Source organism: Bartonella sp. TT29SHDZB, from assembly GCF_042193395.1.
In the GTDB taxonomy this organism is placed as follows: domain Bacteria; phylum Pseudomonadota; class Alphaproteobacteria; order Rhizobiales; family Rhizobiaceae; genus Bartonella.
In genome coordinates, this window is sequence record NZ_JBHILQ010000004.1 from 53,406 (window position 1) to 65,948 (window position 12,543).

A 12,543-nucleotide genomic window follows, 5' to 3' on the forward strand; every position below is an offset into this window, starting at 1 on the left:
CAAAAGCAATCCCCAATAGCTTACCTTATTGACGTTTCTGTTATCCAAATCCCCCTCCCAACAATCTGCAAAAGGCAATAAACAAAAAAACATCACAACCAAACGCCACAAGAAACAATTATCGCACCTGAGGCAAAAACCTCTCCTACTTCTCTTGAGAGATCACTCTTACACTGCGCGCAAAAACTTGACTCTAGAAGAGCCCACTCTCTCCTTTTTGGTAAGAGCTGCTGTACATTACTCTCACTGCTTATCAATATGTTTCACCACCGCGTGTGATAACAGAGGTTTCAGTAAATTCACCGATTCATACAATTGTTATCAGCTTCTCCTTCTTTTCAGCATTATTCTAAAGTATGTATCAAATAGGCATGGGATTTATAAAAATGCACATTTTTGTTCTCGAGAATTGCTTCTTGAAATTCGCTCACGAACTGTTCTTGATCTTTTTTGATAGCCTCTTCCAGTGCATTTACCTTTTCATCACCAAAAATGATTTTTAATTTTTCTTTTGAATTTCCTATTTTGACAAGCATTTTCCAAAAGATCCATTGATTATCACATTTCTTACTTGACCACTTCATCCATTCTATGACTCCTAATTTATAGGCTTTTTCATATGTTGGAGTCTCTTTAGCAATACGCAACCCCTTTTTCTTTTCTTTATCTTTCTCTCTACAAACATCAATGTCATTTCTAACCGTGGAGTAACGACAATCCTTATCAAAGGCCATATATCCTTCTTTTACCGTATCAATAAGCTGCTTATAGTAAATAAAAGTTTTTCTTGCCGCTTTATAAGCACTGGAAATATCATACAATAATGCTAGAAGCTCTCTTTTACAAATGCATAGTAATTCAGCATCTCTAGGCAGACTAAGATACCAACAAGACAGTATCTCTTCTAGCGTTTCATATTCTGTATATTTAGGTATATCTTCATAATAAATTTCCAAAGACTTTAACTCTTCATAGTATCCTGAAGCCTTGTCTTGTAGTTGCTGTTCATATTCAGCCGTAATCATATCATCAATCATATATAACCACCAATGAAACAACAGCATTGTAGGCTTATAGCGCTTTTTTTTCGTCAAAGGGTCCACAAACTTTCGTAATGTGACACCATTCTGTCTCATGAATCGCACAACTTTAGGATAAGTTTCTTTAAAAATTGGACGCATCATTAATTCATTTATTTTTTTGATATGTTCATCAGTCAGTTCTTTTGTCAGCGCCTTTTCATACAAAAACCACGCTTCTCCATATCCTTGCATACAAATATCTTTTACCATCAAAGGCCATTGTCCGCTCGATTCAGAAGATAGCCAATGTTCAGGATTTTTTATCTCCAGTAAATCTCTTTCCCAATGCTTTGCTTCTTCATCCCATTGTTTAATCCATTTTGGCGATATTTTTTGAGTTTTTTTAACAAGCCTTTGTTCCCATTGTGCAATAATATCTTGGTATATCGCGCACTCTCGATCTTTTAGCTGCCATAATTTCTCATATTGCTCAAGTTGTTCACTTAATTGCTTTTTCTGATAATTTGCTAACCAAAGACTATAGATTATGCTCCCTATTATAACTATTCCTACTATAACTCTGAAAGTATCCTGATCACTCATTCTTGCTCTCTTTTATTCCCACCAATATTTAACGCAGCTCTTTTATCGATCCCTCGTTATTGTATCATTATGTGTACATATGATTTGAAAATCACTACATATTATATTTTAATAAAAACAATACACAAAATATAGATATTTTTTCTGGTAAAATAAAACAATTTGTATTTAATTGTACTGCTCTAATGATTTATGTACTTTAAAGAAAAGCCTTATAAGCCCTCAAAATGCATGATCCATGAAATATTGATTTTCAAAGTAATAAAAAGCGTCTTTCTACTCATTTATCGGCTCTTTTTTAGTAAAGCGACATCATCATACACTTTCCTAATCCCCTCAATATTACTACCGCCCCTAAAACTTGGGACGCTTCATGAAGAGGACTTATTCTTTCTTTAAGTATTTTTACTTCACGCGAGCTCTCTCTGCTTGCAGCATGCAAGAGACATGGTTTTGACTAATGCAACATAACCAAATTTGAAACGAGAAATTCCATGTAAGATCTTTCATGAAAAACAATGAGTTATCATTATAAATCAACGTGACAGTGCTGTTATGAAGAGAACTCCTCGCTCATCTTAATAGTCCATAGAGATTAACGTGGCATCGTTTTACATTCTATACACAGAAGTGTCTTTATAAAAATACTTCATCTCAGGCAAAAAAAAGAACAGCCTATTAAAAAAGAAAAACATCTCAATGCTTGCCTTTCTTTTTTCCATGAGAGTTTCAAATTGATAAGCCTGTCTGAAAAGAGTGCTGTTTATGCCCTTAAAGATACTGCTCTTGTATCAAGATCACTTACTCAGATGAGAATTGCAGTTTAGCCAAATGCGCATAAACATTATTTTTTTATAATGAGTTGTGTGTTCCTTCTTCCACAAAAGCGCCTTTATCTATCACGAGAATACGATCAGCTTTTAAAATTGTTGCCAAACGATGGGCAATGACCAAGGTTGTACGATTTTGCATCAATCCTTCTAAGGCATTTTGCACCAACTTTTCACTGTTTGCATCTAAAGAAAATGTTGCTTCATCAAGCAGCAAAATTTTGATTTATAATAATAATTCATTGTTTTGTATGTTGAATGAGAATCCCGAATACCGTAAGATTCTCTCATTTCAAACCTGTTCCATGTTGAATCAACAAAAACCATGTCTTTTGCACTTTACAAGCAGGGAGCGCCCGCGTGAATAAAAAAACTATTAAGAAAGAACTTAAAATGCCTATAGTAAATCGTCTCAAGTGCCAAAGGCTGTAGCAACATCCACGAGTTGGCAAATATAATGACGGTGCCGGCTTGCAACAAGAGGGCTGCATTTCTTAAAATCGCCCATGCAATATCAATACGTTGTTTTTGCCCCTCAGAAAGCATAGTACCACGTTCTTCTACTTGCGTATCAAAGACGTTTGGTAAAGCTTGAATAAATTCAAATACATTGGCAGCTTTAGAAGCGGAAAATACTTCCTCTCCATGGATATGTTCAGTTCCAAAAAAGAAGAAAAGTTTGCAATTATTTTATTTCAAGTCTTTATACTCTAGGGAAGAAAGGATTTATGCGTATATTTCAAAATGATTTTTGAATTTAAAAAACGCAACCACAATGATTTATAGACCCATCTGTTTATGTCGGATGCGTTTTTGAATTAATATTTAAAGTGCACTCTTTGATAGGATCAAAAACTCATCGTTTGCAATCGTTTTGTTTAAAACCCTTGTACCCCATAAAGAGGAGGCTTTTACATGCCAATATTACCAAAACGATTTTTGAATTTAGAAAGACGACCACCACGATCTACGAGTGTTTGGGAGCCACCTGTCCATGCCGGATGCGTTCTTGGATCAATATCTAGATTAAGAGTATCGCCTTCTTTTCCCCAAGTAGAGCGCGTCGTATATTGGGTTCCATCCGTCATAACAACGGTAATTTTGTGATAGTTGGGGTGAATATTCGCTTTCATGCGTCAAACCTTTTGCGTTTATAGAATGAAATAGCACTTGCTTGTTTTTTTAAGTGCACTTCCTTTGTCTTTTTGATACATTGATTAAAGTATTTATTCCTATAACTGAGCACGCATCAAAAAACAAGTGTTCAAGATACATCATTGTATCAAGTGTTACAAATCCAATACAGTGAGCAAAATTTTATGACATTACGTTCTCGTTCAGAAAAATCGACAAAGTCTTCCCCTAAGAAATCTTCATTCTCTTCGCTTGCAATTTTTGTTCCTTATCTTTTGCGCTATCGTTGGTTGTTTATCTTTGCTTTTCTAGCGTTATCTGTTGCTGCTCTTGTCACATTAGCTTTGCCTGTGGCTATCCGCCAAATGTTTGATCATGGGTTTTCTACTTCAAGCCATGGACATATCAATTTTTACTTTGGAATTTTGTTTATCTTAGCCTTGTTTCTCGCATTTGCTTCAGCAGCCCGTTATTACTGTGTTATCACCTTGGGAGAACGGATTGTTGCCGATTTACGGCGTGATGTGTTTGTCCATATTATGAAACTTTCTCCTGCTTTTTTTGATCGATCACATTCAGGAGAGATTGTTTCAAGGCTTCTAACAGATACCACACAAATAAAATTAGCTGTGGGCTCCACCGCCTCTACCGCTTTGCGTCAGCTGATTATCGTGATCGGAGCCGTCGTGATGATGGTGATCACCAATGCTAAATTGTCTTTGTTGGTTTTAGCAGCTATTCCTGTTGTGGCCATTCCCTTGGTAGTCTTTGGACGTAAAGTTCGCTCTCGTACCCGCGCGGCGCAAGATCGTCTCGCAGATGCCAATGCTGTTGCTACAGAGCAGGTAAGCGCTATTCGCACTGTGCAAGCTTTTACCGCTGAAAAACTCGTTACAATACGTTTTTCACAATTGATAGAACGTGCTTTTCAAACAGCACGTGCCTCTGTAATCTTGCGCTCCTTTTTTACGGGGTTTGCAATTTTTTTGGTTTTTAGCAGTGTGGTTGCTGTTTTATGGATTGGATCGCGCGATGTTTTGAATGGAACGATGACAGGAGGGACATTAGGGCAATTTGTCCTTTATGCGGTTTTTGGAGCTTCTACTTTTGCGCAATTATCGGAACTGGGAGCAGAATTAATCCAAGCAGCAGGCGCTGCTGAACGGCTTGCCGAATTGTTACAAGAGCAACCTACTATTGTAGCACCTAAAAATCCTTTATCATTAGAGCAACCTATTCGAGGTGAACTTGTTTTTGATCAGGTTGATTTTACCTATCCTTCTAGACCACAAGAGAAGGTTTTACGCTCGCTTTCATTTTCTGTAAAAGCAGGCGAAACGGTTGCTTTTGTTGGGGCTTCCGGAGCAGGAAAAAGCAGCATTTTTTCTTTGATCCTTCGTTTTTATGATCCGACAAATGGAACAATTCGGTTGGATGGCATGGAAATTAATCGCCTTTCTTTACAAGATTTACGCAGCGCAATTTCCTATGTTCCACAAGATGTCGCCATTTTTGATGGAACATTGCGTGATAATATTATTTTTGGAACTGAAAATACCCATGAAGAGGAAATCCTTGCTGCCGCTAAAGCGGCTAATGCACTTGAATTTATTCAAGCTTTACCAGATGGCTTGGATACGCAAGTAGGAGAACGCGGTACCATGCTTTCTGGGGGACAAAAACAACGCATTGGTATTGCGCGGGCAATTTTAAGAAATGCACCCCTGTTGCTGCTTGATGAAGCAACATCGGCTTTAGATGCAAACAGTGAAAAGTTGGTGCAAGACGCCTTAGAAGGGTTGATGCAAAACCGCACAACCTTGGTCATTGCACATCGTTTGGCAACAATTTTAAAAGCAGATCGCATTCTTGTTATGGATAAAGGCGCCCTTGTGGAAGAAGGAACCCATGCCGAACTTGTGGCAAAAAATGGCGTTTATGCTTACCTCGCAAAACTCCAATTTTCACCCGAATAAGTAATCTTGATACAAGAGCAGTACTTGGGCGTGAATACCGCGCTTTACAGGTAGAGGATTATTAATTTAAGGGCTCATGGAAAAAAGAGGGGAAAAAATTGAGTTTTTTCTTTTAAAGTCTTAACGGGCTGTTCTTTTTTCTGCGCAAGATAGAGTATTTTTATAAAGACACTTCTGTGTACAGAATATAAAATAATACCCAGTTAAATCGCTATGGGCTATTAAGATGTGCAAGGAGTTCTCTTCATAACAGCACTGTCACGTTGATTTATAAGGATAATTCATTGTTTTTCATGAAAGATCATGAATACCATAGGATTTTCTCATGTCAAACCCTCATAGTGAGTCAAACAAAATCTCTTGGCTTGCTCATCACAAGCAGAGTTGGTGTGTGGAGTAAAACGGTACAAGAAAGAGGTAAAATACCTCCCTTGCCCCTTTACGTTCTAAGGGCTGTCAAAACATTGGGGCGCTGACAAAAGAGTATACGCTAGCAAAGAGTATAATGGTGCTCGCTTGCGAAACCCTTATGCGGGCTCACTTGATAGGCTCTAGGGACACAAGCTCTATCCTAAAGACTGACCACACTCTTTAAAAAACTGAATATGAAAATTTTTTCATGCCCTCTCTCACCGCTCTAAACAATAGTATTTACTGAAAATCATGACAAATTGTAATTCACAAATACGCTTCTCTATTGCAAGAATATCCTTTTATTCTCTTTCAAAAACACGAACACTTTTTGAATATTGTTTGCAGATTCATATTATTGAAAAAGAGCAAAGACTTTTTTAGCACTTTTGGGCTTCTTATAACTTTGTGAGAGCACATGAGCAACAGCTTTTATAATAAACCGGCTTTTGGCAAAATTGTAAAATTTTATCAAATTTATTGTTTTTAAATATCACCACGACCACTGTTCTGCTCTTGCAGACACCGCAACCTCAAAACACCGTTCTCTTTGCTCATAAATTGTCTCTCCAGCTCTCTCTTTCAGGCATAGCCCATAAAAATAAGGATAGAGTACTTCGATTGAACACCATCTTCTCCCCCCCTCCAAGCCCCATATATTTTACAGCTCTCAATTTTATAGCACCCCCTGTCGTGCTTTAAGAAGGCATTTTAACAATGATAAGAACATGTACAAAGAGGATATATCTTTAGGGTATTTATGTTTAAAAGCTTGCACGAAATCATAATTTTTTTTGTATAGCGAGCCAAGCATATGCAGAACTGACACCCTAACCATTTCAAACCATTCAGCTGTTTCAGGAACAGATAAGCCAAGTTTTACGATTATATCTTCAACCACGAATTCACCGAAGTACGGAGGATTTTCACCATTTTTTAGCGCTCCCTCTTCAGTGATCCTCTCGATAATTAACTCATTCAGCATCTATACCAGCAAAGCGAAATATTACGTGCTAATTTTCCTTTACATTCATTAACCAAGCCCCCTCAAAATAACCTTTTAATAAATAGAGCGAAAAGGATAAGTCTTCAAAACCATTTGGTGAGATAGCTATATCAATCGCACCTAAAATACGCCCTAGTTGCTCAATATAGGCAACCTCCCCCCTTTATCGTATCAGTCTTGTAGAACTTTAAACCCTTTATCTTCAAATCAAAAAATTATAATTGGATTATATTGCATAAAGATGCTTTTTCTCATTTTTCCATTTAACACACGATAAAGTACCATTTAGGCACGATGAGAAGCTTTCCCCTTATATCATACATGAGAAAAACAAAATAAGCCATTTGAGTGTCTTAAGGTCAAGGATGCCGTTAGGCGCACCGCCCTTGTAAAGGGTTGCCTTGAGGCTTAAGGACCCAAAGCTTGTTAGTCCCTTCATTAAAAGCGGGTTTGATGTTATGATTTTGGAGAGCGATTATTAAGAATTTGAGAGGCAGACAGCCTCTCATTTTTATTTGTATGCAAACGAATTGCACTCTATTTATTCAGGGAGAATAAGAACATACCCAGGAGGTGCTAAACGGAATAAGAGAGCGTCGTAACCCCACGCAGCAGACAGGCAGCAAATAGAAGAAACGCCTTCAGCAATTGCCATGAGTAATGCGAACGATATACCGGCTTCATCTGCTGTTGCGTCACGGCGTTCTAAGTAGTATCCGACAAAAAAGAAAAAGCACCCTATTCCACTCACCGACCCAAAAACTTTTAATGCGGTATGAACCGGTCCACGTATGCTGAGCAAGATAATAAAAATTATGAAAGTAAATACTGTAAAGATCCCTTCGAATACCCCACGCACCATATTGCACAATTTTCGCATCATAATTGCAGAAAAGCTCTGTTCTGCGTATCGATTTTTTCTTTTGATGCTTGTATTCTTAGAAGATATACTGTTATTTTTAGAAGATATACCGTCCACAACTCCCCCCGTTTTAAGCCAAGATGCTATGAAGTTAATTACTTTTAATTATATCATCAAAAAATACAAGAAAAATTTATCCATTTTAACGAAAAAATAGGTGTTTTATTGAGGGGCAAATCTATTTTCTTTCGCAAGAGTTATTCAATTCGCTCGTTAATAGAAAAACTACCCCCATTGAAGAGGAAGCTACCCTGATGCAGAAAAGCTTCATAAGCTGTATTCCAATCCGCTCAGAAATCGCAACTCTCTAATCTACCCGCTTAATCCACCTTTGAAACTGCAATCAAATGAATTCTGCCGATGACAAGTAATGATAACATGAAAAAGAAAAAATATCACAATATCAAACTCTTCAATACAGTATGAGCTTTATGATTTTCACGCAAAAAGTAAGTACCACCTCATGAACGACACCATACTAAAGTGCTGTGCATTCACAAATTTCCTAGCATTGTCTCCCCTTCTCGAAATTGCACCTCTCCCGCAATCTTATCTCTCGATAGCACCCATTAAAGACTTTTAAAAGGTCCAAGGAAAAAACTCTCTGAGAAAGCTTTCAAGCCTAAAATGCCCCCGCCATTTTTATCATGATGAGGGCATAAAAAATCACGCAGAAATATGAAAAATCTCTCCGCATTTAAAAACAGGGCTTGTGCTTCAATCGCACGCTTTTTCTTGTTCTTTTGTCCATTGTCCCAAAGCCGCAAGATGGTTCATCCGAGCCCGATGACGAAATGCCTTCTGTGCAACAGCAATATTTTCATCTTTTCCCGCCCATGCTTTTAAGGCAGCTGCTTGCAGTGCTCGTCCATAGGAAAAGGTCAATTTCCAAGGCAATACGCCCAAAGAATTCATAGCAGATAAATGCGCCGTTGCTTCCTGATCAGACTGTCCTCCAGAAAGAAAAGCAATTCCAGGAACAGCAGCAGGAACAGTCTGTTTAAGCACTTGGACAGTCTTTTCAGCAACTTCTTCAACAGAAGCCTTGCGTGCATCCTTTCCATCAATCACCATATTGGGCTTTAAAATCATCCCCTCCAAAAGAACACGAGCTTCAAACAATTCTTTAAAGACAGCCTGCAAAACAGTGCGTGTCACCTCAAAGCAGCGTGTAATTGAATGCCCACACGATGGTCCATCCATCAACACTTCCGGTTCAACAATGGGCACAATATCGAACTCCTGACATAAGGCAGCATAGCGTGCAAGAGCTTGTGCATTTTGTCTTATGGCGCCTCTTGTTGGCAAAGTGTGTTCATCAATAGCAATTACCGCCCGCCATTTAGCAAAACGTGCTCCCAAAGCATAATAATCTTTTAGCCGCTCACGAAGACCATCCAACCCTTCGGTAATTGTTTCTTGGGGAAAAGCAGCCAAGGGTTTTGCACCGGTATCAACTTTAATCCCTGGCAAAGCGCCTGAATCCCGAATAAGATCCGTCAACATTTTCCCAGTTGATGCTTTTTGCCGAATGGTTTCATCAAATAAAATAACCCCAGAGATGGCGTTTTCCATCGCTTCTTTTGTACTAAAAAGCATTTCACGATAAGCACGGCGCTTATCTTCATTGGATTCAACACCAATGCTTTCAAAACGCTTTCCAATGGTCGCCGTACTTTCATCTGCCGCCAAAATACCTTTACCCGCATGCACCAAAGCAAGTGCAATATCTTCAAGCCGTTCATTCATAAAAAATTCCTCTTTACTTTGTCTTAATTTCTAAAAATGCGCAACACTATCAAAACACTCTACACGACCGTATAGTTTTTCTTTAACCTTCCCCTTCAAAGAAGCCCTTTAAGCCTGCATGAGGGCAAGAATACCAGGAAGGGTCTTTCCTTCCATCCATTCCAAAAAAGCTCCTCCAGCAGTTGAGAGATAAGTAAAATCATTGGCAACACCGGCATGATTAAGGGCAAAAACCGTATCGCCCCCTCCCGCAATTGAAACCAACTTTCCCGTCAAACTACGTTCTGCTGCATGGCGTGCAACGGCAATGGTTCCCTTATCAAAGGGAGGCATCTCAAAAACACCAAGGGGTCCATTCCACACAAGAGTAGCAGCTTCATCTATCGCAGCATTGATATGCGCAATAGAGCGCGTCCCAATATCCAATATCATGCCATCTTGTGGAATATCTTCAATGTCATAAAGACGATGCGGTGCATCTTTTTCAAAACGAAATCCCACGACAGCATCCTGAGGGAGCAGAAGCGTACAGTGACACTCTTGTGCTTTTTTAATAATTTTTTTTATTGTTTCCATCAATGCATGTTCACACAGAGACTTTCCTACATGGACACCTTGCGCAGCTAAAAAACTATTAGCCATCCCCCCACCAATAATCAAAGAGTCAACTTTTTCCACCAAATGATTGAGCACAAAAAGCTTACTAGAAACCTTTGCTCCTCCCACAAGGGCAACCACAGGACGTGCTGGATTGCCAAGTCCTTTTTCTAATGCCTGCAACTCATATTGCAAAGAGCGTCCTGCATAAGAAGGCAACAAATGCGTTATTCCCTCTACCGAAGCATGGGCACGATGAGAAACTGAAAAAGCATCATTAACATAAAGATCGCCATGATGGGCTAAAGCCTCAGCAAAAGAACAATCATTCTTTTCTTCACCAGCATGAAAACGAACATTTTCAAGCAGTAAAACACCACCATTTTGTAATGACTCAACTGCAACCTGCACCGCCGAACCGATACAGTCCGGAGCAAAAGCAACCGGCTGATTAATGATCTTTTCCAGCACTTGCACAACAGGACGGAGTGAAAACTCTTGCTCTACCTTTCCTTTAGGGCGACCACAATGAGAAAGCAGAATAAGTTTAGCACCACACTTTTGTAGCTCAACGAGTGTCTCTTTATGTCGCACAAGACGCGTCTCATCGCATACCTTACCTTGCGCCATAGGAACATTAAAATCTACGCGCACCAGAACACGTTTACCTAAAACATCAACATCATCAAGTGTACGAAACCCCATCACTGCTTCCTCTTCACTTTCCATTGTTTCAAATAAAAACGCATCCAATAACCCTGCCTACTTTTCTTTCCACTTATCCCCCTTTTTGCTTTTACAAGAGATCCACGACAGCCTATCTCTCACCCTTTTCTTAATAAAAATCCAAAGCTTTTATCGTCAAATGTACAAAAGCCCACCATTGCTCTTAATCTTCATATTCCATTGTGGCAAACAAATGCATTAGCTCAACTTGATCTCTATTAAAGCTTCCTTTTACTTCTAGGAAAAAGAGTTTACATCTCCTGTTTTCTAACGTTTTCTCAAAAGGTATCTCGTTCAGATCTTACTTTTTAAAAGTTTACTCTTTCATTCATCTTTTAAAAGCACGTATTGACACAGTATTAAAACAAAACACATCATCAATGTTTCAATAGCCTCTTCTCTCTAGCGCATGAGAACAACAGCCTCTATCTGTTTTTCTCAAAATTGCACAAAAATGAGACTTTTCCTTATAAAAAGAGGACCCTGAGGTCCTCTTATATTGTCTGAGCAAAAGCTACAGCAGTATCACTCATACGATTAGAAAAGCCCCACTCATTATCATACCAAACCAGAACGCGACAGAACTTACCATCAATCACTTTGGTTTGATCATTGTGGAAAATAGCTGAATGAGGATTATGATTAAAATCACAACTCACGAGCTTTTCTTCTGTCGTGTCCAAAACGCCCTTCAGATGCCCTTGTGCAGCAGTAGCAATAGCTGTATTAATTTCTTCGATTGTTGTGGAACGCTTAGCGATAAATGTCAAATCAACGACAGAAACATTAGGGGTCGGAACACGAATCGATACACCATCAAGCAATCCCTTTAATTCTGGCAAGACCAATCCCACAGCTTTTGCCGCTCCTGTTGAAGTAGGAATCATAGAAAGAGCTGCCGCACGTGCACGATAAAGATCCCGATGCATTGTATCCAATACAGGTTGATCCCCCGTATAAGAATGGATTGTTGTCATAAAGCCCTTTTCAATACCCACTGTGTTATGCAAAACTTGTGCAACAGGCGCCAAACAATTGGTTGTACAAGAAGCATTTGAAACAACGCGATGCTCGCTGCTTAAAGATTGATGATTAACCCCATAGACAACCGTAAGATCTGCTCCTTCAGAAGGCGCAGAAATAAGAACACGCTTTGCCCCCGCATCTAAATGAGCACTTGCTTTATCACGTGCCGTAAAAATACCCGTACATTCCAAAGCAATATCGATATCCAAATCTTTCCAAGGCAATTGAGCAGGATCACGCTCTGCGCATACCTTTATTAAACCACCCCCTACATCAATAGCATCCCCTACCACCTTAACGATCCCAGGGAAACGCCCATGAACTGAATCATAGCGTAATAAATGGGCATTTGTTTCCACCGATCCCAAATCATTAATTGCAACCACTTCAACATCTTGTCGTCCACTTTCCACAAGTGCACGTAAAATATTGCGACCAATACGACCAAACCCATTAATTGCAACACGAACTGTCATTTCACATGTTTCCTCATCAATTTTTTAAGCACAACATTTAAAACACAATAAATGGGTATTTCACC

The 12,543-nt window shown here is 39.0% G+C and carries 8 protein-coding genes and 1 pseudogene; 1 reads left to right on the plus strand and 8 read right to left on the minus strand.

The window, feature by feature from the left end; all coding sequences use genetic code 11:
* Positions 1-344: 344 nt before the first annotated feature.
* The 3 genes and pseudogenes from ACFIJJ_RS03425 to rpmE form a co-directional block, all read right to left on the minus strand.
* The gene (locus tag ACFIJJ_RS03425; RefSeq protein ID WP_375645914.1) at positions 345-1,625 is read right to left on the minus strand and encodes a hypothetical protein; all 1,281 of its coding nucleotides are present in this window, start codon (positions 1,623-1,625) and stop codon (positions 345-347) included.
* Between the two features lie 852 nt (positions 1,626-2,477).
* A pseudogene (locus ACFIJJ_RS03430) lies at positions 2,478-2,675 on the minus strand (ABC transporter); the annotation flags it as partial.
* A 691-nt stretch (positions 2,676-3,366) separates the two neighbouring features.
* Complete coding sequence (gene rpmE, locus ACFIJJ_RS03435; RefSeq protein WP_005774581.1) at positions 3,367-3,588, minus strand: 50S ribosomal protein L31; 222 nt, start codon at positions 3,586-3,588, stop codon at positions 3,367-3,369.
* A gap of 186 nt (positions 3,589-3,774) precedes the next feature.
* Between rpmE and ACFIJJ_RS03440 the strand changes: the two genes are divergently transcribed.
* Positions 3,775-5,565 (plus strand): ABC transporter transmembrane domain-containing protein, encoded by a 1,791-nt coding sequence (locus ACFIJJ_RS03440; RefSeq protein WP_375645915.1) that lies wholly within the window; start codon positions 3,775-3,777, stop codon positions 5,563-5,565.
* 1,087 nt (positions 5,566-6,652) lie between these two features.
* Here the strand turns inward: ACFIJJ_RS03440 and ACFIJJ_RS03445 are convergent.
* From ACFIJJ_RS03445 to gap, 5 genes are all read right to left on the minus strand, one after another.
* Positions 6,653-6,961 carry a hypothetical protein gene (locus ACFIJJ_RS03445; RefSeq protein ID WP_375645916.1) on the minus strand — a complete coding sequence of 103 codons (309 nt, stop codon included), beginning with the start codon at positions 6,959-6,961 and terminating at the stop codon, positions 6,653-6,655.
* Between the two features lie 562 nt (positions 6,962-7,523).
* A complete protein-coding gene (locus ACFIJJ_RS03450; RefSeq protein WP_375630921.1) occupies positions 7,524-7,865 on the minus strand; it encodes a hypothetical protein in 342 nt (113 codons plus the stop codon).
* 756 nt (positions 7,866-8,621) lie between these two features.
* Positions 8,622-9,653 (minus strand): class I fructose-bisphosphate aldolase, encoded by a 1,032-nt coding sequence (locus ACFIJJ_RS03455; RefSeq protein ID WP_375645918.1) that lies wholly within the window; start codon positions 9,651-9,653, stop codon positions 8,622-8,624.
* Positions 9,654-9,761: 108 nt separating this feature from the next.
* The gene (locus tag ACFIJJ_RS03460) at positions 9,762-10,955 is read right to left on the minus strand and encodes a phosphoglycerate kinase (RefSeq protein WP_375645962.1); all 1,194 of its coding nucleotides are present in this window, start codon (positions 10,953-10,955) and stop codon (positions 9,762-9,764) included.
* A 515-nt stretch (positions 10,956-11,470) separates the two neighbouring features.
* A complete protein-coding gene (gene gap, locus ACFIJJ_RS03465; protein WP_375645919.1) occupies positions 11,471-12,478 on the minus strand; it encodes a type I glyceraldehyde-3-phosphate dehydrogenase in 1,008 nt (335 codons plus the stop codon).
* Between the last annotated feature and the right edge of the window lie 65 nt (positions 12,479-12,543).

Excerpts from the sequence above, each read along its gene's own strand:
- ACFIJJ_RS03425 (WP_375645914.1), bottom strand. The coding sequence starts at position 1,625 with ATGAGTGATCAGGATACTTTCAGAGTTATAGTAGGAATAGTTATAATA.
- rpmE (WP_005774581.1), bottom strand. The coding sequence starts at position 3,588 with ATGAAAGCGAATATTCACCCCAACTATCACAAAATTACCGTTGTTATG.
- ACFIJJ_RS03440 (WP_375645915.1), top strand. The coding sequence starts at position 3,775 with ATGACATTACGTTCTCGTTCAGAAAAATCGACAAAGTCTTCCCCTAAG.
- ACFIJJ_RS03445 (WP_375645916.1), bottom strand. The coding sequence starts at position 6,961 with ATGCTGAATGAGTTAATTATCGAGAGGATCACTGAAGAGGGAGCGCTA.
- ACFIJJ_RS03450 (WP_375630921.1), bottom strand. The coding sequence starts at position 7,865 with ATGATGCGAAAATTGTGCAATATGGTGCGTGGGGTATTCGAAGGGATC.
- ACFIJJ_RS03455 (WP_375645918.1), bottom strand. The coding sequence starts at position 9,653 with ATGAATGAACGGCTTGAAGATATTGCACTTGCTTTGGTGCATGCGGGT.
- ACFIJJ_RS03460 (WP_375645962.1), bottom strand. The coding sequence starts at position 10,955 with ATGGGGTTTCGTACACTTGATGATGTTGATGTTTTAGGTAAACGTGTT.
- gap (WP_375645919.1), bottom strand. The coding sequence starts at position 12,478 with ATGACAGTTCGTGTTGCAATTAATGGGTTTGGTCGTATTGGTCGCAAT.